General features: G+C 46.3%; 21 protein-coding genes. 10 read left to right on the top strand and 11 right to left on the bottom strand.

Features of this window, described 5'->3' with window-relative positions; translation table 11 throughout:
• Nucleotides 1-18 precede the first annotated feature (18 nt).
• Nucleotides 19-597, bottom strand: a complete 579-nt coding sequence (locus DXN04_RS30285) for a TMEM175 family protein (protein ID WP_116857171.1) — start codon at nt 595-597, stop codon at nt 19-21.
• A 215-nt stretch (nt 598-812) separates the two neighbouring features.
• Nucleotides 813-1,502: a DUF434 domain-containing protein gene (locus DXN04_RS30275; RefSeq protein WP_116857169.1), complete on the bottom strand. Its 690-nt coding sequence runs from the start codon at nt 1,500-1,502 to the stop codon at nt 813-815.
• A 25-nt stretch (nt 1,503-1,527) separates the two neighbouring features.
• Between DXN04_RS30275 and DXN04_RS30270 the strand changes: the two genes are divergently transcribed.
• From DXN04_RS30270 to DXN04_RS30245, 6 genes are all read left to right on the top strand, one after another.
• Nucleotides 1,528-2,049 carry a Crp/Fnr family transcriptional regulator gene (locus DXN04_RS30270; RefSeq protein ID WP_158569238.1) on the top strand — a complete coding sequence of 174 codons (522 nt, stop codon included), beginning with the start codon at nt 1,528-1,530 and terminating at the stop codon, nt 2,047-2,049.
• 30 nt (nt 2,050-2,079) lie between these two features.
• Nucleotides 2,080-2,802, top strand: coding sequence for an SDR family oxidoreductase (locus DXN04_RS30265; protein ID WP_116857167.1), 723 nt, complete (start codon nt 2,080-2,082; stop codon nt 2,800-2,802).
• Nucleotides 2,803-3,008: 206 nt separating this feature from the next.
• Nucleotides 3,009-4,256: a PQQ-dependent sugar dehydrogenase gene (locus tag DXN04_RS30260; protein ID WP_116857166.1), complete on the top strand. Its 1,248-nt coding sequence runs from the start codon at nt 3,009-3,011 to the stop codon at nt 4,254-4,256.
• A gap of 219 nt (nt 4,257-4,475) precedes the next feature.
• On the top strand, nt 4,476-5,660 hold the full coding sequence (gene tyrS, locus DXN04_RS30255; protein WP_116857165.1) for a tyrosine--tRNA ligase: 1,185 nt from the start codon (nt 4,476-4,478) through the stop codon (nt 5,658-5,660).
• Nucleotides 5,661-5,796: 136 nt separating this feature from the next.
• Complete coding sequence (locus DXN04_RS30250; protein WP_116857164.1) at nt 5,797-6,366, top strand: Crp/Fnr family transcriptional regulator; 570 nt, start codon at nt 5,797-5,799, stop codon at nt 6,364-6,366.
• A gap of 2 nt (nt 6,367-6,368) precedes the next feature.
• Complete coding sequence (locus tag DXN04_RS30245; protein ID WP_116857163.1) at nt 6,369-7,721, top strand: MFS transporter; 1,353 nt, start codon at nt 6,369-6,371, stop codon at nt 7,719-7,721.
• Here the strand turns inward: DXN04_RS30245 and DXN04_RS30240 are convergent.
• Complete coding sequence (locus DXN04_RS30240; RefSeq protein WP_199415173.1) at nt 7,718-8,038, bottom strand: winged helix-turn-helix transcriptional regulator; 321 nt, start codon at nt 8,036-8,038, stop codon at nt 7,718-7,720. The two genes, DXN04_RS30245 and DXN04_RS30240, sit on opposite strands and share 4 nt — an antisense overlap.
• Nucleotides 8,039-8,170: 132 nt before the next feature.
• On the opposite strand from DXN04_RS30240, the gene DXN04_RS30235 reads away from it, so the two are divergent.
• Together DXN04_RS30235 and DXN04_RS30230 are read left to right on the top strand one after the other, a co-directional pair.
• Complete coding sequence (locus tag DXN04_RS30235; RefSeq protein ID WP_116857161.1) at nt 8,171-8,923, top strand: glucose 1-dehydrogenase; 753 nt, start codon at nt 8,171-8,173, stop codon at nt 8,921-8,923.
• A gap of 85 nt (nt 8,924-9,008) precedes the next feature.
• Nucleotides 9,009-10,424, top strand: a complete 1,416-nt coding sequence (locus DXN04_RS30230; RefSeq protein ID WP_116857160.1) for a S41 family peptidase — start codon at nt 9,009-9,011, stop codon at nt 10,422-10,424.
• 83 nt (nt 10,425-10,507) lie between these two features.
• Here the strand turns inward: DXN04_RS30230 and DXN04_RS30225 are convergent, their stop codons facing one another.
• Together DXN04_RS30225 and DXN04_RS30220 are read right to left on the bottom strand one after the other, a co-directional pair.
• Nucleotides 10,508-10,798, bottom strand: coding sequence for a hypothetical protein (locus DXN04_RS30225; RefSeq protein WP_116857159.1), 291 nt, complete (start codon nt 10,796-10,798; stop codon nt 10,508-10,510).
• Between the two features lie 29 nt (nt 10,799-10,827).
• Nucleotides 10,828-11,499: a DUF1223 domain-containing protein gene (locus DXN04_RS30220; RefSeq protein WP_116857158.1), complete on the bottom strand. Its 672-nt coding sequence runs from the start codon at nt 11,497-11,499 to the stop codon at nt 10,828-10,830.
• A 209-nt stretch (nt 11,500-11,708) separates the two neighbouring features.
• Here DXN04_RS30220 and DXN04_RS30215 point away from each other — a divergent pair, with 209 nt between their 5' ends.
• Nucleotides 11,709-12,611, top strand: coding sequence for an alpha/beta fold hydrolase (locus tag DXN04_RS30215; RefSeq protein WP_116857157.1), 903 nt, complete (start codon nt 11,709-11,711; stop codon nt 12,609-12,611).
• A gap of 49 nt (nt 12,612-12,660) precedes the next feature.
• Here DXN04_RS30215 and DXN04_RS30210 read toward each other — a convergent pair whose 3' ends face one another.
• From DXN04_RS30210 to DXN04_RS30185, 6 genes are all read right to left on the bottom strand, one after another.
• Nucleotides 12,661-13,425, bottom strand: coding sequence for a LytR/AlgR family response regulator transcription factor (locus tag DXN04_RS30210; RefSeq protein WP_116857156.1), 765 nt, complete (start codon nt 13,423-13,425; stop codon nt 12,661-12,663).
• Nucleotides 13,400-14,416 carry a sensor histidine kinase gene (locus DXN04_RS30205; RefSeq protein ID WP_116857155.1) on the bottom strand — a complete coding sequence of 339 codons (1,017 nt, stop codon included), beginning with the start codon at nt 14,414-14,416 and terminating at the stop codon, nt 13,400-13,402. Before DXN04_RS30205 ends, DXN04_RS30210 begins: the two co-directional genes overlap by 26 nt.
• Before the next feature lie 17 nt (nt 14,417-14,433).
• Nucleotides 14,434-15,381 (bottom strand): alpha/beta fold hydrolase, encoded by a 948-nt coding sequence (locus tag DXN04_RS30200; RefSeq protein ID WP_116857154.1) that lies wholly within the window; start codon nt 15,379-15,381, stop codon nt 14,434-14,436.
• 508 nt (nt 15,382-15,889) lie between these two features.
• Nucleotides 15,890-17,062 (bottom strand): dipeptidase, encoded by a 1,173-nt coding sequence (locus DXN04_RS30195; RefSeq protein ID WP_116857153.1) that lies wholly within the window; start codon nt 17,060-17,062, stop codon nt 15,890-15,892.
• Between the two features lie 133 nt (nt 17,063-17,195).
• Complete coding sequence (locus DXN04_RS30190) at nt 17,196-17,732, bottom strand: YdeI/OmpD-associated family protein (RefSeq protein WP_116857152.1); 537 nt, start codon at nt 17,730-17,732, stop codon at nt 17,196-17,198.
• On the bottom strand, nt 17,713-18,663 hold the full coding sequence (locus DXN04_RS30185) for a hypothetical protein (RefSeq protein WP_116857151.1): 951 nt from the start codon (nt 18,661-18,663) through the stop codon (nt 17,713-17,715). The genes DXN04_RS30190 and DXN04_RS30185 overlap by 20 nt, the downstream gene beginning before the upstream one ends.
• Nucleotides 18,664-18,825: 162 nt before the next feature.
• On the opposite strand from DXN04_RS30185, the gene DXN04_RS30180 reads away from it, so the two are divergent.
• Nucleotides 18,826-19,800, top strand: a complete 975-nt coding sequence (locus DXN04_RS30180) for an SDR family oxidoreductase (protein ID WP_116857150.1) — start codon at nt 18,826-18,828, stop codon at nt 19,798-19,800.
• The last annotated feature ends 94 nt before the right edge of the window (nt 19,801-19,894 follow it).

The following is a 19,894-nucleotide window of genomic DNA, read 5'->3' as shown; positions in this document are numbered from 1 at the left end:
GAAATTTAGGAAAATTGATTAGTGGCTTTTAAGATTGCGTTCAATCCTCCTGTCAGGAATGAACCAGATCACAGCAATCATGACATAAAAGAGCACGCTGACAATGGGATAGAGCCATGCGACTGAAATACCGGAAATATACAGCGCAATAGACACATAGGTTTTATAATCACTTTTATACGCCTGTTTGAGACGGGAATTTTCTCCCTCATGTTTGATAATAATAATCGTCAGTAACTTCCAGGAGGCACCACACATGAAAAGGATAAAGCCATAGAAGGCAACAGGAAGCGAGGCAAAATGGTTTTCATCTATCCACCCGGTCGCAAATGGAAGCAGCGAAATCCAGAACAGCAGGTGCAGATTACCCCAGAGGATAGCCCCGTTTACTTCCTTCACCACCTGGAAGAGGTGGTGGTGATTGTTCCAGTAAATACCTACATAAATAAAGCTGAATAAATAGGAGAGGGCAACAGGGATAAGGGGTTTGATGGCTGAGAGGTCAGTGCCGTGTGGAATTTTGATTTCCAGTACCATAATGGTGATGATGATGGCAAGTACACCATCGCTGAAAGCTTCGAGCCTGCTTTTGTTCATTGTGCGCGCAATATTTGATACGAATTTACATATATTTATCCCGTAAATAATCTATTCCCATATACCATGCATTTCTATATCCTGTTAGGGGCGCTCTGGCTTTATCCAATTATCATCTTATTGTTTTTTGTCTTTACAAAAAAAAGAATCCCTGCCAGGAAGAAAGTATTTTACCTCCATGTCTCCATGGAAGATTTCAAAACAAAACAAATGGTCTATTGGGCAGATACAATCCGCTTTGCAAATTGATGCTGCGCAATGATATACCCAGCTAAATTAAACCAGGCCCTACATTCATTCAAAACAAATGCATCCGCACTACATGCCCATACCTTATTTTCAATCAGGTACTGATCCGGGTGCTGGTGCAGCACAACCTCCCAGGGAAAGTTATACTTCGCGGCCAGCTCATAACAATAGCTTTTTAACTTCCCACTATTAGATACCGGTGAGTCAAACACCCATACCACCTGCTGCAATCCCAGGGCTTGTAGTGTGCGGCCTGCTAATAACAACACGGCCTCTGTCTGCTCTACCTGTTTATAGGTCCCATGTACAGAAGAAATATCCCTGTAACAGCCATCCAGTCCTTTAAAAACAACACCGCCGGCGAGCAGGGTTTCTAACAGGATCAATATATTAAAGCCATCAATGTATAGGATCTTATCTTTTAACTGCCCCGCAGCCAGTTCTTTCGCCCGCCTGTTTTGCAGTTCCTGCTCAGAACAAACCATTCCCAGCAACGCCGCCTGTTGTTTCTTCACCATTTCATACCGGTTGCCTACCAGTGCCAGCGCCGCCTTGGCAGGATACTCCCTCGAAAGCAAATAATACATATCCGCTACAGCCAGTTTAAATTTATTCCCGTCTTCAAATAAGGCATTATCCTGTTCATTGGTTCTCATGCAGGCAAGTTACTATATTTGTAGCATGGATTGGAAAGGCCGGTTTGAAACGCAATTTTTCAAAGAAGGAGCAATTATCTTTGCTCCCGGTGGTATTTGCAGGCACCTGTATTATATCAACCAGGGTGTAGTACGCATTATGTCCGTGTCGGATAAGGGTGAAGACATTACCCATTATTTCCTGAAAGAGAATTATTTCTGTACCATACTAGGTAGCTTTTTAGAACAAACCATTGCACTGGAAGGCATACAGGCTGCCACTGATGTAGAAGTCCTGGTCATTGGCAAAGATGAGTTCAACCAATTGATGCTGGAAGATGCTGCCTTCAAAAAGACCTTTGACCTGTATACCACCCAGGGCTTACTGCAGAAGATCCGGTTCAAGAATATGCTGCATGGCCATAATGCCAGTACCCGTTACCGCCTGTTCCTCGAAAGACTCCCTGATATCGCTGCCCGTGTTCAATTAGGATACATCGCTTCTTACCTGGGCATTACCCTGCAATCCCTGAGCCGCATCCGCAGGAATTTACCAAATGGTAAATAGATTGGCTGAGCGGCTGGCTAGTTTTACCTCATGGAAAATTTAGCAAACAAAAAAGTGCTCATTCTTGGAGGAAGCACAGGACTAGGACTAGCTACTGCAAAAGCCGCCGCCGCAGAAGGGGCTATCGTAACAATCGTATCCAGCAATCAAAACAGGTTGAATGAAGCCGCGCAACAGTTGCCTCCCACTGCAGGTACACATAGCGTTGACCTCAGTGACGAACAGGCGATCCGGTCATTTTTCGCCGGCTTTGGCCACTTCGATCACCTCGTCTACACCGCAGGTGAAAACCTCTCCCTCTCTGTCATCAAAGACATGGACCTTGCCGATAGCCGTAAATACTTCGATATCCGCTACTGGGGTGCCGTCGCCGCTGTAAAATATGGTGCTCCCCTTATCAATCCCGGGGGCTCAATTACCCTGACCAGCGGAACTGCCGCTGTAAAGCCCAATATCAGCTGGAGTATCGGCAGTAGTATCTGTGCCGCAATGGAAGGTTTTACCCGCGTTATGGCCCTGGAATTGGCTCCTGTGAGGGTAAACCTGGTACGTCCGGGTCTGGTGAGGTCAAATCTCTGGGATAGCATGGACCCTGCTGTAAAAGATCAGCTGTTCGATACCTTCGCCCAGGCATTGCCGGTAAAATATGTCGCCTACCCTGACGATATCGCTCTTACTTACATCTACCTCATGAAACAGTCATATAGCAGCGGAGAAGTAGTAACCGTCGATGGAGGTGCGCTGATGATCTAAATAAATCTGCTGTTTCAATAAGGGCAGATGCGATGATGAAATGATAATTAAAGAATGTATCAAAAGTAAATTGAGGGCATTGAGAATAATGTTAACAAAAATTCTCTCCGTCTGGTATCCCGGTTAAACACCGGAAATTTTACTTTTGATGCATCCTCTTATTGCGGCAGATGTTTTGCATAACAGCCAGAAAGAAATGTACTGTTATGAGAATATTATTGTTGCTGCTGTGTTTGCCCCTTATGAATTATGCGCAGCAATTGCCGCCGCCGCATGCTACGAAATCCGTAACGAAATACAGCAAGGTCAAAGGCTGGGGAGAGAATGAAACACCGGTAGCACCGGCAGGCTTTACTGTAAGCTTATTTGCGAAAGACCTGCAGAATCCCCGCTGGATCTATGAATTGCCCAATGGAGATCTGCTGGTAGCCGAGTCCAACAGTCATTTTGGATTTTTTAAAAAGATAGGTGCCGCCATCATTGGTGCTACCCATTCCAATAGCGTAAAGAATAGTGCCAACCGCATCACCCTGCTCAGGGACGCTGACCATGATGGCATCCCTGAAACCCGAAACATTTTCCTGTCAGGTTTACATCAACCCTTCGGTATGCTCCTCATAGGCGACCAGCTCTATGTGGCAAATACGGACGCTATATGGCGATTTCCCTACAAAGAGGGGGCTACAGCTATTACAGCGCCGGGTGTGAAAATCGCTGATCTGCCTGCCGGCAAAGTGAACCGTCACTGGACGAGAAATATGCTGTTAAACCGGGCGCATACAAAATTGTATGTAGCAGTAGGATCAGGAGATGATCATGCCGAAAAAGGAATCGATAAAGAACAACTGCGGGCAGCCATTCTTGAAATGAACCTGGATGGTAGTGGCCTGCAAGTGTATGCCTCCGGTATCAGGAATCCTGTAACCATTGCATGGGCACCCGGTACAGAAGATATGTGGGCCATCGTAAATGAGAGAGATGAACTGGGCAATGACCTCGTTCCCGATTATTTTACCCATGTAAAACGCGGTGGGTTTTATGGCTGGCCTTATAGTTACTTCGGACAACACATCGATCCCCGTGTACCAGCCGCCCCCCCCGGCCTGGTGGAGAAAACAATTGTTCCTGATCTGCCATTGCCTGCGCATAGTGCGAATCTTGGCCTGGCATTCTATACAGAAAAAAGCTTCCCGGAAAAATACCGGAATGGTGCATTCATTACGCAACATGGTTCCTGGAATAGAAAACCGGTATCTGGTTATAAGGTGATATTCATCCCTTTTAAGAATGGTAAACCAGCAGGACCGGGCGAAGATTTTCTCACTGGCTTTGTCAAAGATAGCGTAGCCGGCACCGTTCGCGGTAGACCCGTCGGTATAACCGTGACCCGCAGGGGAGAGCTGTTTATTACAGATGATAAGGAAAACAGGGTATGGAGAATAAAGCATGATTAGTTCATATACCTTTATCCGGATAAAAAACCTATCTTTGCCATGCAATGAAATCTTTAAACAGCATATTACGTCTTCCATTCTTCACAGCATATTATTATTACTATAATATTCCTGTCCGGGAGGCGTATGCACTGTACTATCCAGTATAAGTATCATTTCATATTCTTCATATGAGCCCCGGACAAATCATTTGTCCGGGGCTTTTTCATTTATATCATCATGACAACACTTTCATTATTAAAGGAGCATGTAGAGATCATGCTACCTGAAGACGGCCTGCAACAAAAGCTGGCATTGAACAGACCTCTGGTCATTAAATTAGGCTTTGACCCTACAGCTCCTGATCTGCACCTGGGGCATGCAGTCGTATTAAAGAAGCTAAAGCAGTTCCAGGACCTCGGTCATCAGATCGTGATTATAGTAGGGAGCTTTACCGCTCAGATAGGCGATCCTACAGGAAAGAATAAAAGCAGGAAACCTCTGGGCAAAGAGGAAGTACTGGCAAACGCAGATACTTATATACAACAACTCTCCAGGGTAATTGAGATCCATAAATGCGAGGTTCGTTTTAACGGCGACTGGCTGGATGACCTGACTTTCAAAGAAATCCTTCAATTACTTTCTACAATCACCGTCGCACAACTCATGCACAGGAATGATTTCAATAAACGCTTTACTGAGAATACACCCATCGCCATGCATGAATTAATGTACCCCATTTTACAGGGCTTTGACTCCATGCAAATTAAAGCGGATATTGAGATGGGAGGTACAGACCAGTTATTCAACTGCAGCATGGGCCGTCAAATGCAGGAAGCGCATGGCATGGAAGCACAGGTTGTAATGTGTATGCCTTTGTTGAAAGGACTGGATGGGAAAGAGAAGATGAGTAAGTCGCTGAATAATACCATCGGTCTGACCGATGCGCCAAACGAGATGTTTGGAAAAGTAATGTCAATACCCGATGCATTGATACCGGAGTTTTTAACTTTAGCAACGAACTTCACCCTGGCGCAAATAGAAGAAGTGAAGCAGATCAATCATCCCATGGATCTTAAAAAACGAATCGCCAGGAATATCATTGAGCAGTACCATGATGCAGCGGCAGCTGAAGCAGCGGAACAATTCTTTGTACAGCAGTTCCAGAACAAAGTCTTTGATGAGAAGAATTTTGAGCCGGTAGCAATAAGGGATTTGGGGCTTATTAAGGAGCAAATGACCCTGCTGGAATTATGTCACCTGTTGAAGAAAGAGGAAACAAAAAGTAATATCAGGAGACTAATAAGCGGGGGAGGGGTCTGGGTGAATAACGAGAAAATGATGGATCCCAATCAGGTGATAAAGGTGACAGCAGGAACAAAGCTGAAATTGGGCAAGCGCTTATTAGTAGAATTGGTGCCTTAGAAGGAAGGCACCTACATGCATCCCCGGCAACGGGAAGCCGCCGTTCGGAGTGCCGGCATCCGCCCGGATTCCGGACCAAATAATAACTTGTCAATTGACAATACAGGTTATCCCTCCTTGCCTTAATTTTGCAGGAATGGAAGCACTCATTACGTACCTGCTGCAATTCGGGTACCTGACTGAACAACAGATCGCCCTTATCAAAAATAAAGCACAATGGAAGCAGCTCCCTAAAGGAACCAGCTTCTCCGAAGCCGGCAAGGTATCCGAAGAAATCGGGTACGTCACGGAAGGGGTCTGTCGGATCTGTTATTACAACAAATCAGGTGAGGGCTTCACACGGTATTTCGTATACGAAGATCGCTTCGCGGCAGACTTCAGCAGTTTCCGCGATGCGCTTCCTGCCTCCGAATACATCGAGGCCGTGACAGATTGTACCCTCCTCGTATTTTCAAAAGAAAACTTCAACGCGCTCGATCAAGCGGTTCCCGGCTGGAAAGATATCTTTGCCAGGATCACCGCTTCCGTTTTGGAAAACAAGATGAAAGCCGCCAGCAATATGCTGGTACAGGATGCACAGTCCCGTTACTTACATTTTATAGAATACTACCCTGGGTTAGCGAACAGGGTGCCACAGGCCATGCTTGCCTCTTATCTTGGTATCACACCCTCGTCATTAAGCCGCATCAGAAAATCTCTCCTTTAACCATGAGCACCAGTTTTAGATGGATCACCGCCGTTACCAGTCTTGCATTTGTAGTCGCACAACTCGATGTATCTATCGTCAATATCGCCTTACCTGAAATCGCAAAGACCTTCAAAGCAGATATGAGTGTGCTGCAATGGGTGATCGATGCCTATGCACTCGCCTTTGCCGTACTGATGTTGTCAGCAGGCAACCTCAGTGACCTGTTTGGTGCCAGGCAAGTATTTCAATGGGGTATGCTCATATTTGGTGCCGCCTCCATCGGTTGTGGTTTCGCTGGCAATGCCGGTATGCTCATCGCATGGAGAGCCGTACAGGGACTGGGTGCTGCCACTATGATTCCCAGTTCACTGGCCATCCTGAACCAGCACTTTGCACATCTGCCTGAGATCCGTGCAAGAGCTGTCGGGCTTTGGACCGCGGCAGGGAGTGCCGCCATCGCGGCCGGGCCTATAGCCGGAGGTGTTATTATCTCGGTGAGTAACTGGCGCTATATCTTTTTTGTCAATGCGCCACTGTGTATATTGGGTATGCTCCTGACATTAGGATTGCCGAAAAATGAATTGCCGGAACTAAAGCGAAAAATAGATTTCCCTGGTACCATTGCCTGGATGATCGCTATTACCACCCTGATCGGTGCAATCATTGAAGGCCCTAAATTAAGCATTACCCATCCTCTCATTTATGGTGCCTGCATACTGAGCGCTATCTCATTCATCGTCTTCATCATCCTGGAAAAGAAAGGCACACATCCCATGCTGCCACTGTATCTCTTTCACTCAGGTTCATTCAATGTATTGTTGCTGCTGGGCGCTTTGCTGAATGGATTTTATTACGGCACAGTATTCATCCTGAGTTTATACCTGCAAAACGTATTGCATTATTCTTCCCTCACCGCAGGCTTTGCCTTCCTGCCACTCACCATTGGGTTTGTAATTTCGAATTTAGCCAGCGCGGCGATCATCAATAAGTTTGGCATCCGTAAACCCATCCTGGCAGGCCTTATCATGTTCGCCCTGGGCTTTGCAGGCTTGTTGATCGCAAATGAACAAACACCTTACTGGCAGTTATTCCTGCCATTCCTGGTGATTCCTATGGGGATGGGACTGGCTGTGCCGGCTATGACCACAGGTATTCTCAGTAGTGTAGACAAGCAACTATCCGGTACAGCATCTGCTGCATTGAATACCGTTAGACAAGCCGCAGGTGCCACAGGTGTTGCCATACTCGGCGCAGCAGCTGCCGGGGATAGTACCGACATCCTCCATGCCATCTCCCTGAGTGTACATGTGGCGATCGCCTGCACATTCTTGCTGATGGTCCTGATTTACCTGAAACTAAAAGCACGGTATTAAATCCTGCCCATGACCTGTTTCCGGTGGGTATTGCCCCAGTGAGACAATTCTCTGACCACAGGCCCCACCGTAAGACCGTATTCCGTAATCACGTAGTTCACCGCCACTGGTTTACTGGCAATCACCTCCCTGCGGATCAGGCCATTCAGCTCCAGCAATTGCAGCTCTTTTGAGAGCATTTTAGTGCCTATTCCTTCGATGATCATTTGCAGATCGGTATATCGCTTCGGACCAAAAGTAAGGGCCGCCATGATCTTTATTTTCCACTTTCCGTTGAAGATATCGAGGGCATCCTGAATACCCTTCATCTGTTGCATACATTCTGATAAGACTGGTTTGCAGGCCTCCATTTTGTATTGATTATTAATTAGTTAATACTTTCCTTCGGGAAAGTGCTGTATTTTGTAAAGATACAGCATCTACATTTGTCCTCACAAAAAGTAGTACAAATGGAACAAACACTGAAAGGAAAAGTAGCCCTTGTGACAGGTGCTTCTAAAGGAATTGGTGCGGCTATTGCGAAGGATTTAGCTGCCGCAGGTGCCGCGGTAATTGTCAACTATGCCGCCAGCATCACAGACGCTGAAAAAGTGGTGCAGGCCATCACTGCCAATGGCGGACAGGCACTGGCCCTGCAGGCAAATGTGAGCAATGCCGGCGATGTAAAGAAAATGTTTGAAACAGCAATAGATGCTTTCGGAAAGATCGATATCCTCGTCAACAATGCAGGGATCTATAAATTTGCGCCTATTGAATCTGTGACACCTGACTTCTACAGGGAACAATTTGATATCAACGTACTCGGCCCCGTGCTCACCATACAGGAAGCCCTGAAATACTTCCCTGCTACCGGGGGCAATATCGTCAACATCAGCTCTTCTGCCAGCGAAAATCCCATGCCATCCACAAGTATCTATGCCGCCTCCAAAGCCGCACTGGATGCATTGTCCATTGCACTCGGCAGGGAACTGGGTCCCCGCAATATCAGGGTCAATTACATCGCCCCCGGTCCTACAGTCACCGATGGCGTTAAGTCACAGGGCCTGTTAGGCACCGAGGCTGAACAGTTCATGGTCCGCTCCACACCATTAGGCAGGTTGGGACAACCAGAAGATATCGCAGCTGTTGTAACCTTCCTCGTATCCGATGCCGGCAAATGGATTACCGCCGATAGAATAAAAGCGTCCGGTGGTTTGCAATAAGCGATAATATAACTATCTTGTTTGCCAGAAACCCACGTGTAGGGACAACACGTTCTTAACCTGACAAACATTTTGTTATACCAACATGAAATCTATATTCCTTGTACCGCTCTTCGTATTGATAGCAGCCGGCGCTTATGCACAACAATGTAATTGTAAAACCAGTTTTGAATGGGTACGTAAAACCTTTGAAGAAAATGACGCAGGATATGCCCATATCCTGAAACAAAAAGGACAGGATGCATATAACATGCACAACCAGCTAACACTGGATAGGGTTAAAAATACCACGAACCTCGACAGCTGTATCGGCTATCTCCAGGACTGGGTACGATTCTTCAGAACAGATCATTTCCGCTTTACAAAAACAGCATCGGCCCCAGCGCCTCCTGAATTTAAAATCATTCATGATAGTAAATTCTCGGCCGCGCAGTTTAAGCAATACCTGGACAAATCTACCGATAGCATAGAAGGGATCTGGGAATCGCCTGATTATACCATTGCTGTCAGGAAACAAAATAACAGCTACACAGGTACTGTGATCACTGCCACCGCGGCCAGCTGGAAGCCCGGTGACCTGAAGTTCGACATGAGCGCTGATTTGAAAACAGGCACACGCTATGTATATGGTAATAAATCATCCGCAGCCATCGCCATAAAGAAAATCCAGTTCGTGGGTAAAGGGAAAACCGTCCTTCAGCTGGACAACTTTTACCTGAAACGCCCTCTTGCCGATGTGGCCACAAATGAATATTACCGGCTGAAAACAAGTCCGCAGCCATTTGGATATAAGAGAGACAGCAACACGGTCTACATACACATCAATTCCTTCAATTACGAAAGTAAAGGCGCGATTGACAGTGTTTTGAAAAGCCTGCATGCCGCTATCATTACGACTCCCAATCTCATCATTGACTTACGTGATTGCCAGGGTGGTTCAGATGCAAGTTTTTCCAACCTGGTTCCATACCTCTACACCAATCCTATCCGGAGTGTAATGGCAGAATTCTACTCCACGCCCATGAACAACCAGATGTGGAAAGACATCGCCAACAGGGAAGGACTGGATCCGGAAGAGAAGAAAACCTACCTTGATATTGCTGATTTAATGAACAGCAAATTAGGGCAGTTCGTCAATATCTTCGGCAAAGATGTAAATGTACTCACCCTGAATAAGGTGCTGCCTTACCCGCAAAACATCGGTATTATCATTCATGAGAATAATTTCAGTACTACTGAAGAGTTCATCCTGAAGGCTAAACAAAGTAAGAAGGTAAAGTTCTTTGGACGCAAAACGGGAGGTGCACTGGATGTATCCAATATGATAGAAGCGAAAGACCCTGCAGGGAATTTTATCTTTGAATATTGTATCTCCAGGTCCCTGCGCATCCCTGAATTCCCGGTGGATGATATGGGGTTGCATCCTGACTTTTACCTGGACAGGACTATTCCTGAAACGGAGTGGGTGGATTTTACAACGAGTATCTTAAACGCTAAATAAGCAACAGCGCAAGGGTTTGTAAAAAGCCCTTGCGCTGTTACTTATAAATGTATTCATTACAATTGACAATTGCTTTTTTCCCCTTACAGGTTATTCAGTAATTCTCTTGCCTGGTTCAGTTCATAATCAAGTTCCTCCGCCTCATCATCAGTCAGTATCGCCTCTATAGCCCGCTCCAGGTTCCTGCCCGCAGCTTCCTCATCACCCAGGTTAAAGAAATATTCTCCCAGTACCACGCTGGCTCTCACCACATGTACCTGGTCATTTTTCTGCATGCTGGTCAGCAATACCTTTTCCAGCAGTAAAAGGGCTTCTTCCTCACGCCCCGCATCCAGCAAACGAATAGCCTTGTTGTATTCTAAATTCAGTTCCATGATACAATGGTACTTAATTTTTACGAAATTTAAATCCGGGTAGGTACTATTCTCGATACAGCAATTATTTCTCCCGTAGATGGGTGCTGAGACATCGCTATAATCTCATAATCCTCCGTATTAAATCCCGCAGGCAGATCCATCCATTCCGTTCCTTTCACCAGGTGAAGCTGTCTCACTATTTGTATATGCGATAGTGTACGTCCTTCATTTTCCCCTCTTTTTACCTGCGTTACCGCGTATTTCTGTACCACCGCAACCAGGATGTTTTTTTGTGACACACTCAACTTATTACCCTGGATCCTGCCCTGCACATTCAGCGTGGCCTTAGCCGGTTTTGATAACGCCGCATGTATTGTACTGCGCACAATTGCCGCATCACTCCCTATACATTCCGTAGTCCCGTTCATCACCAATTGCGGGGTATATACCTGGCTGGAAAGCATCTGGCTATACTGGTATTGTCTTTCTGAAAACTGGTGGCTGCTGAACGGGTCTTTCCATCCCAGGCGATCCCAGTAGTCTACATGGTATTCCAGGATGTACACCTGCTTGTCAGGCGGAATCTTTGCTAACAATTCTTCTGCCGGCGGACAACTGGAGCATCCTTCCGATGTAAACAATTCAAGTACAATAAATCCCTGTGCACCTGATTTGAATGATAACAGGGTCATAACTACTAATAAACAGATCATTTTCATGGCGTATAATTTCCTGTAAAATTATTTCTTGCAGGGCTGAGTGATAAGTATGAAACCCCCGGGCCGGACATATTGCTCCTTGAGTAAGCAGGAAATGTTCGGCTACTCAAATGTCTATGCCGGGAATAGAATTGTCCGACCGGAAGCTTTGCTGCTGGACTACTGCCATTGCTTGTTCCACATTTGTGCCTCATTAAAAACATTACTACATGAAACTCTTAACCATTGCCTTGCTGGGCCTAAGCCTCTTTGGATGCAAAAAGACCCACACAACACCCTCAGATTACCAGGAGACGGCGAAAACAAAATTCATCACTGCCAATGGTGTGAACTATGCTTACAGGGAACTGGGCAATAATACCGGTATACCTGTGCTGATGATCTCTCCATTAGGGAGTAATATGGATGACTGGGATCCTGCTATTATCAATGCCCTTGCTCAGAAATACAAGGTCATCCTGTTCGACCTGCCGGGAGAAGGGGCTTCCACTGGCAGCACACCTGATAATATTGCAGACATGGCCAGTAGTGTAACAGCCTTTGTACATGCATTAGGATTACCCAAAGTCAACCTGCTGGGCTTTTCTTTAGGTAGCTTTATCTCCCAGCAGATTGCCCTCACAGCACCCGGCATCATCAATAAAATGATATTGACAGGCACGGGGCCAAAAGGTGCAGTAGGTCTCTCTAATCTTCCTGCCTTACTCGCAGCAGGAGCGAACCTGAGCGCAGAAGAGAATTTCCTGAGATTTGGATTTACCAGCTCCAATGAAAGTCTGGCAAAAGGCAAAGCCGCCTGGTCAAGGATTCAGCAACGGGTGCAGGACCGCGATGCTGCCGTATCCCAGGCAAGTGCTAGCGCCCAGGTGATCGCTGTATTAGGATGGGCACAAGCTGATGCCAATGCGGCTGAAGAGCTGAAAACCATCACACAACCTGTGCTGATCGTACAGGGGAAAGACGATGTGCCGGTGCCGTTGGGGAATGCGGAATTCATGGCAGAGAATATCCCCAATGCACAATTGATCGTTTATCCGGATGCAGCGCATGCTGCCTTGTTCCAGTACCCAACGGAGTTTGTACAATCGGTGATCACGTTTATTGAGCAATAGCGAAAAAAGAGCTTGTATCTGGATTTTGATACAAGCTCTTTCTTTCAATTTATCTTTCTTCCATCCAGCTCAGGAAGTTGTGCGACTTCTCTTTATTGATCAACAACTTCTCCGGTGTCTCAATCACCAGCTTCACATACAGTTTCCTTAAAAAATAAGGCTCTACTTCCCTGATCGCTTTAAAGTTCACCAGGTACTGCCTGTTCACCCTGAAGAATTGTTTGGCAGATACCATCCCTGCAATCTGGTCCAGGGACTGATTAATAATAAACTGCTCCTTGTCAAAACACACGATAATCGTACAGTCATTTTTTATAAAGAAATAAGCAATGTTTTCAACAGCCACCGTCGTATACTTCTGGTTCTTGAAAACAAGGAAACTGCTTTTGCTGGCCTGTGGTGCGCCTAGTTTAGATAAGAGATCTCCCAGGTCCGGCATTACTTTCTGCTGGAAGAAGTTCTTTAACTCATCTACTTTTTTCAGCGCTTCCCGGATATCTTCTTTTGAAAATGGTTTCAATACATAATCCACCCCATTGTTCTTAAATGCATCCAGGGAATATTCATCAAAGGCAGTACAAAACACCACCGGCGCACTGATGCTAACAGATTTAAAGATTTCAAAACATAAACCATCTGCCAGCTGGATATCCATGAAAATCAGGTCCGGTTGTGTGCCGCCGGACAAAGCTGCTACAGAACTTTCCACGCTTTGATACTGCCCGGTTATTTTGGCTTCAGGCTTTATTTTCAGGATGATTTGCTCCAGTGATTTCGCGGTTCTTAATTCATCTTCTATTATTATGATATTCATAAATCAAAGGCAGTTTGATTTGAAAGATAGTATCGGTTTTGATGATGTCAATATGCTGATGTAACAGGTGACTATAGCGCAGATCAATATTCTTAAGTCCTACGCCCAGCGAATTGTTTTCACCGACCTTTGGTTGCAACTGGTTTTCTACCACGATCTTTTCCCCTTCAGCATAGATACGGATATGAAGCGGCTTTTGCAGAGACACCACGTTGTGCTTAATACAGTTCTCTACCAGCAGTTGCAGGGTGAATGGTGGAATGAGGGTCTTCAATACCTCGTCATCCAGTTCGTTACTAAAGGTAAAGCCTGCATCGAAGCGGGCTTTCTGTAAGAACAGGTAGGCGTTCAGGATCTCCATTTCATCCTGCACATGAATGAGGTCCAATTTGCGGCTCTCCAAAGTAAACCGGTAGAAGTTAGATAGTTTGATGATGAAGTCAATCGCCTCTTCATCGCCGGTTTCGACCATTGCCTTCAGTGTATTCAGACTGTTGAACAGGAAATGTGGATTCACCTGCTGTTTCAGTAATTCATATTGTGCGCCGAGGTTATCGTTTTTAATCCGCTCCAGTTCCATGTTCACCGCCTGGTTCTCGTAGTTCTGTTGCAGCAGGTGCAGGAACATGTAGAACACAAGGTTGATGAGGATCCCTCTTACCTCTACCATCAGCATGGTTGGACCGAAGTTGATGTGAGAGAGGATCAGTTGCTGGATCCATGCCAGGCCAAACATGATGACCATTCCAAATGCAAGACTGCTCAGGAGCCTGGAATAAGAGATACTTTGCTGCTGCGGCCTCCTGGAAAGCAGGTAGATATTGAAGTACCACATCAGCAAAGCAAAGGTGCCTGTAATTGCGGCATTGACGATGGCCTCCATGGCATTGAAATGTTGCTGTGCAATCTGTGGTACTGACGATAACAGGCCCAGGAAAATTGAGCTGATCCAAATGGTCGCCTGTGATATTTTGAGTGTAGTTTGCTTCATCCGTGCTTAAAGATAGATTATTTAGCAAAACTGTCCGCCTCGATCACAGCATTCGCAAATGCTACAGGGGCTTCCTGGGGCAGGTTATGACCTATGCCGCCTGTAATGGTGTGGTGCGCATAGGGACCTTTGAATTTTGCCGCATATTGTGCTGGGTCCGGGTGAGGTGCACCATTGGCATCACCTTCCAGGGTCACGGTAGGTACACTGATAGCAGGTGCCGCAGCCAGTTCTTTTTCCAGCGCATCATATTGTTTCTCTCCCTGTGCAAGCCCCAGTCTCCAGCGATAATTATGAATGACAATCGCTACATGATCAGGATTATTAAAGGCAGCTGCAGTAGCACGATAAGTAGCCGAATCAAATTGCCATTTTGGAGAAGCCAGTTCCCAGATGAGTTGATTAAACTCATTTGTATTGGCCGCATAGCCCTGCTGCCCTCTTTCAGTCGCAAAATAGAATTGATACCACCAGGCCAGTTCAGCTTTAGGTTTTAAAGGAGCCGCATTTGCCTGCTGACTGCCTATGAGGTAACCACTCACAGATACGAGGGCTGTGACACGCTCAGGCCACAAAGCAGCCATGATATCAGCCGTTCTTGCTCCCCAGTCAAATCCACCGATGATGGCACTCTTTATTTTCAGGGCATCCATGAAGGCGATCATATCCATGGCAAGGGCCGATTGCTGCCCATTACGGAACGTTTTCGGGGAAAGGAAGGTAGTGGTACCATAACCCCTTAAATAGGGCACAATGACCCTATAACCCTTATTGGCGAGAATGCTGCTTACACTGTCATAACTATGGATATCATAAGGCCATCCGTGGAGTAAGATAACCGCTTTGCCACCCGCAGGCCCGCTTTCTGCATAACCGACATTTAATACCCCTGCATGGATCTGTTTAATAGTCTGTGCCTGTAAGGAAGTCGTGAATAAGACCAGCGCGATCAGTATATGTTTCATGATGAATTGTTTTGATTATGCAGCAAAGGTATCCCCATCGCCGCCCCGGGGAAAGGTGCAAACCCCCGAACCGGACAAATGAAGTGGCCAGTTAGACATATGGGTATATATTTTATGTATTTCCCGTCATGACTAAGCATAACTTTATTCAGCGTTGGCCGCGAATATCTATAGCAATATTTACCATGGTTTGAGGCCCTGACGAAGGATTCGATCAGGTATTACCGGCAACAGGTTCCCGGTTACAAAAGGGCTGCACCCGGGCAATCGGGAATGGGGGCTATGCTGCGGAGGAAAAGCATCTTTTCAGGGTATTATATTTTGATGTGGACAGCGAAGTGTTGGCAAGGGTTATTTCCTATCCGGGAAAAATGCCGGAAGAGGTACAATACAGGACCTGGAGAAAAAAAATTTGATAAGTGCTGGTGTGGGATGCAGGATATGTATGGAGAAGATATAATTGATTAAATATTACCCCGGTGAGCTGGGGTAATATTTAATCAATTATTTATTTCTTAGTCGCAGCATCGAATACACGACAGAAATTCCCGCCGCCTATTTTGCTTATTTCTTCTTCATTAAAACCGGTTTTCAACATCGCATCTACTACCGCATAATAAAACCCTGCTTTCTGATCGGCCCAGGCCTCATTTGTTCGTTCTCCTACCCGTGGTTTTTGCGGCCCGCCATTCTGCCCTTTCCCCTTATCACCTCCAAACCCACTACCCGGTTTCCTATACGCTGGTGTCATCTTGGTATCCGTACCGATACACACATGATCCACCCCCACAACATCGACCAGCGCCCTTATATTTTGCGCATATGCCAGCGGCGTATCTGCCAGGTGCGTCCATACGCCAATCACACCACCGGCATCTGCCACTATCTTTGCATTCTCCTTACTAATAAGCCTTTTATACATCATCTTCGCAAAATTGGGATTAGTCCCCAACTGCGTATTCAATCCCGTATGCGAAATAAACACGGGCTGCTGCGCCACTTTCAGTGCCATTGCCACCGTATTCCCGTCACAATGCGCCAGGTCTACAAGAATACCTAAGCGATTACACTCGGTGATCACATCCGCACCAAATTTAGTCAGCCCGCCAAACACGGGTACATTTGTATATACATCACCCAGCGGTGTAGAGGCATCACTATCATGCAATAAAGTAAGATGACGCAAGCCCCTCTTATAGCCCACTTCCACTCTGTCCAGCTGGCCTTCCAGCCAGTGCCCGCCTTCTACCGACTGAATTACGATGGGCTGCTTTTTCTGCTTCGCCCTGCGCAGGTCATCCATATTCAAAGCCCGCTTCATCCTGTTCTTTGCCAATTCCGCATCCATCGCCGTCAGGCCATTCAGAAAACGATCATAGGCATCTCCGGGATTCACCAGCTGCTGGTAGTCTACTGCAAACGTCATACAGATAGCCGTTAAACCAGCGCGTTTCATTTCGCCTGCCAGCTCAATATCCGGCCCGGGAATATCTTCTTTGGTCAAAGGAACGTCTACGTGATTGTGCGTATCAATACCGTAGCTTGCTGCAACAATAGCGGCTACACGAGGGTCTATGTCACTGATAGCCCAGGATGACAATGGGTGCAACATCATGGCTACTCCCGTTCCCGTAAGGGCGCTTAGAAAGTCCCGCCGGGAACATGCTGATAGAGATTTCATTGTCCTAAGTTATATAAAAGGGGATCGGACATACCAGTAAAATATAAGACCGGTAAATGTGTTATTTTACCGGTCTCCCATAATAATTACCTTACTGTAATACTGATACTTTTCAAACGTACTTGTGTATATTTCAATCATTTATTCCTTTTCCCTCCAGGATCTTTGGAACATACTTCGCTATCCTCGCCTCCCTCGTCTTCTCCTGCTTTGCCCCTGAAAAGAAAAATACATACGCCTTCTGCCTGCCCGGTGTCAAACCCTCAAAGGCTTTCTTCAGCTTAGGCTGTTTCTTAAACTGCGCAGCCAGTTCCTCCGGGATCTTCACAGGTGTTTTCTTTGTATCCACTTTCAGCCCCGCCTTCTCCACCGCGATGGCTTCAAAGATACAAGCCTTCAGGCCCGCAGCTACCTGCGAGATCTCCTTTACATTATTAAACCTGGCCTGTCTGCCCACCTGCGTATGCTCACCGGTTTTCACCAGGATCCCATCGGGATCGGTAAGCAAGGCTCCTTTGAAAAAAAGCAATGCACAATAATCCTTAAAACCCTGGATGATCACAATGTTCTTTCCCTCGTAATCAAAGCAGGGCTTACCCCACTTGGTCTCCTCATTCAGTCCGCAGTCGAGTACGATCTTTCTTAATTTTTCAGTCTCTTTCTCCCACATTTTGTAATTGATTTAATACCTCAACAAAACTATCAGGCGGTGAGATCCGCAGTGTTTCCTCATCAAATGTAAACGGTATGATGGTAAAAGCATCTTTGTAATACCAGTGAATGTTCGGACTGATGGATCCCGGTCCTTCATTATAGAGTTCCGGTACTAATTGCGCAAACATATTGATCAGTTGTACCACCTCCAGGCTTTCCACCGGGTATAGCAAAACAAAATGCCGGGTAGGCACAGCTACTATCGACCCATATGTACCAATCGCTTCCGGATAGCTATCCATATCCAGCAATACATTAGGAGAGTAGTAATGTTCATTGTCGATAGATAAGCATTCCAAATCACCCAACTCCTGTGAGTTGAGATCTGTTTCATAATTATCTCTGATATTCTCTATACCAATCTTAAACAGTTCATCGGTTGTTTTGTTCCATGGTGCCATGTCCTCCTCGTTCACGCTCTTGATTGCATAAGGAAGGTCAAAGATGAGCATGGCAATAATATCCTCAGTTACCTGCCGCGTGATTGTTGTATTTGGTTCCAGGTGCTTCAGGTATTCTTTATGGTACAATCTTACACCCAGTGCATCTTTGATCTTTTCAAAGTCATGCACTGTAGCGGAGAATTCCTGGTCGAAAGTATGGATCCGCTCCAGCTGTTCAAAGTGATCTTCAATCCGCTCTGTCCATTCATCCTCATCGGCCTGGTGACAGCTTTGTGCAAGGTTGATCAGCCCAAGCTGAGAACCACCATAGCGCTCAGTTTCCACGATGAGGATTTCATCATCAGTAGTAAATGCGATTTCCTGCGAAGCGAGGTATTCGCCCAGCAATGTCATGAACCGGCTGTATTCTTCCGCAGAAAAGAAATCTGCCCATTCGGGTACCGACGGTTCCTGCCTGCCCTTATCAAAGAAAGATTGCATCATCCAACAATTATAAGGTAAATATAGTGATTAACTTTTCAAGGAGTGCTGAACTATAAAAGGGAACGCTACCTGCATTCACCAGTTTCAATGTGGATGGGGCCAGGTATGTCAGCTTCAATCCAATGTCGGGGTTCTTGGCTTGGCTTTTGAAGTCTTTTTCCTATGGAAAACAAAACAATCGTCATAACAGGAGCATCCAGCGGCGCAGGCAAAGCCACTGCCCTTGAGCTGGCTCCGGGAAAAGTAAACCTGGTCCTCGCTGCCAGGAATGAAACTGCCTTGTTGGAACTGGCTGATGAATGCCGGGAACTCGGTGCTGATGTATTAGTATTGCCCACAGATGTCTGTGATCGTACTGCTGTGCTGGAACTGGCACAGAAAGCCTTCGAATGGAAAGGCCGTATTGATGTCTGGGTCAATAATGCCGGTGTACTCGCTGCAGGTACTTTTGAGGAAACACCCTGGGAAACTCATCAGCAGGTCATCAACACTAATTTGTTAGGCTATATGAGTGGTACTCATGCCGTGCTCCCTTTTTTCAAACTGCAGGGTGCCGGTATCCTCATCAACAATATCTCTATTGGTGGCTATGTACCTGTGCCATACGGCAGTGCTTATACTGCCAGCAAATATGCCCTCCGCGGTTTCTTTGAATCCATCAAAGGAGAGTTGAGCAGCTGGCCGGAGATCCATGTGGTAGACCTGTATCCCGCATTCCTGGATACTCCCGGGATCCAGCATGCCGCTAACTATACCGGGAAGGTACTGAGGAATGCACCACCTGTATCAGATCCGAAAGTGGTAGCAGAAGCTGTAAAGGCATCCATCTTACGCCCTGTTTCCAACAGGTATCCCGGGGGGGCATCGAAATTATTTAAATTGGGGCATGCACTGGCACCGGAACTAATGGTGAAGTTTACCAGTTTGCTGATGAGGGGGTATTTTAAAAGTGCAGATGCAATTGCGAAGACTGATGGGAATATTTTCAACACCGTGGATTATTCAATGAGTACAAATGGAAACGCGCGGCCACGCTTGTCAAAACGTACACGCCAACGCCTGACGGCGGGCCTGGTGTTGTTGGGAGTGAGCTTGCTGGCCATCAAGATGCTGACAGGTAAAAAGAAACTGGCGTAATATGCTGTGCAAACAGCATATTACGTTTTCCATGATCATTTATACAATTGTAAACATCAATCCCCAAAATTCCATAAATTAGTTCCTCATCCCG

Origin of the sequence: Chitinophaga silvisoli (assembly GCF_003412465.1) — a bacterium.
GTDB lineage: Bacteria > Bacteroidota > Bacteroidia > Chitinophagales > Chitinophagaceae > Chitinophaga > Chitinophaga silvisoli.
Note: the sequence above shows the minus strand (reverse complement) of the source record. Positions and strands in the feature narration are given on the sequence as shown.

Bases quoted from the DNA above. Each gene is read 5' to 3' on its own strand.
- DXN04_RS30200 (WP_116857154.1), bottom strand. From the start codon at position 15,381: ATGAAACATATACTGATCGCGCTGGTCTTATTCACGACTTCCTTACAG.
- DXN04_RS30240 (WP_199415173.1), bottom strand. From the start codon at position 8,038: ATGCAACAGATGAAGGGTATTCAGGATGCCCTCGATATCTTCAACGGA.
- DXN04_RS30210 (WP_116857156.1), bottom strand. From the start codon at position 13,425: ATGAATATCATAATAATAGAAGATGAATTAAGAACCGCGAAATCACTG.
- DXN04_RS30260 (WP_116857166.1), top strand. From the start codon at position 3,009: ATGAGAATATTATTGTTGCTGCTGTGTTTGCCCCTTATGAATTATGCG.
- DXN04_RS30275 (WP_116857169.1), bottom strand. From the start codon at position 1,502: ATGAGAACCAATGAACAGGATAATGCCTTATTTGAAGACGGGAATAAA.
- DXN04_RS30225 (WP_116857159.1), bottom strand. From the start codon at position 10,798: ATGGAACTGAATTTAGAATACAACAAGGCTATTCGTTTGCTGGATGCG.
- DXN04_RS30215 (WP_116857157.1), top strand. From the start codon at position 11,709: ATGAAACTCTTAACCATTGCCTTGCTGGGCCTAAGCCTCTTTGGATGC.
- DXN04_RS30270 (WP_158569238.1), top strand. From the start codon at position 1,528: ATGGATTGGAAAGGCCGGTTTGAAACGCAATTTTTCAAAGAAGGAGCA.
- DXN04_RS30285 (WP_116857171.1), bottom strand. From the start codon at position 597: ATGAACAAAAGCAGGCTCGAAGCTTTCAGCGATGGTGTACTTGCCATC.
- DXN04_RS30220 (WP_116857158.1), bottom strand. From the start codon at position 11,499: ATGAAAATGATCTGTTTATTAGTAGTTATGACCCTGTTATCATTCAAA.
- DXN04_RS30250 (WP_116857164.1), top strand. From the start codon at position 5,797: ATGGAAGCACTCATTACGTACCTGCTGCAATTCGGGTACCTGACTGAA.
- DXN04_RS30230 (WP_116857160.1), top strand. From the start codon at position 9,009: ATGAAATCTATATTCCTTGTACCGCTCTTCGTATTGATAGCAGCCGGC.
- DXN04_RS30245 (WP_116857163.1), top strand. From the start codon at position 6,369: ATGAGCACCAGTTTTAGATGGATCACCGCCGTTACCAGTCTTGCATTT.
- DXN04_RS30235 (WP_116857161.1), top strand. From the start codon at position 8,171: ATGGAACAAACACTGAAAGGAAAAGTAGCCCTTGTGACAGGTGCTTCT.
- DXN04_RS30205 (WP_116857155.1), bottom strand. From the start codon at position 14,416: ATGAAGCAAACTACACTCAAAATATCACAGGCGACCATTTGGATCAGC.
- DXN04_RS30185 (WP_116857151.1), bottom strand. From the start codon at position 18,663: ATGATGCAATCTTTCTTTGATAAGGGCAGGCAGGAACCGTCGGTACCC.
- tyrS (WP_116857165.1), top strand. From the start codon at position 4,476: ATGACAACACTTTCATTATTAAAGGAGCATGTAGAGATCATGCTACCT.
- DXN04_RS30265 (WP_116857167.1), top strand. From the start codon at position 2,080: ATGGAAAATTTAGCAAACAAAAAAGTGCTCATTCTTGGAGGAAGCACA.
- DXN04_RS30180 (WP_116857150.1), top strand. From the start codon at position 18,826: ATGGAAAACAAAACAATCGTCATAACAGGAGCATCCAGCGGCGCAGGC.
- DXN04_RS30195 (WP_116857153.1), bottom strand. From the start codon at position 17,062: ATGAAATCTCTATCAGCATGTTCCCGGCGGGACTTTCTAAGCGCCCTT.
- DXN04_RS30190 (WP_116857152.1), bottom strand. From the start codon at position 17,732: ATGTGGGAGAAAGAGACTGAAAAATTAAGAAAGATCGTACTCGACTGC.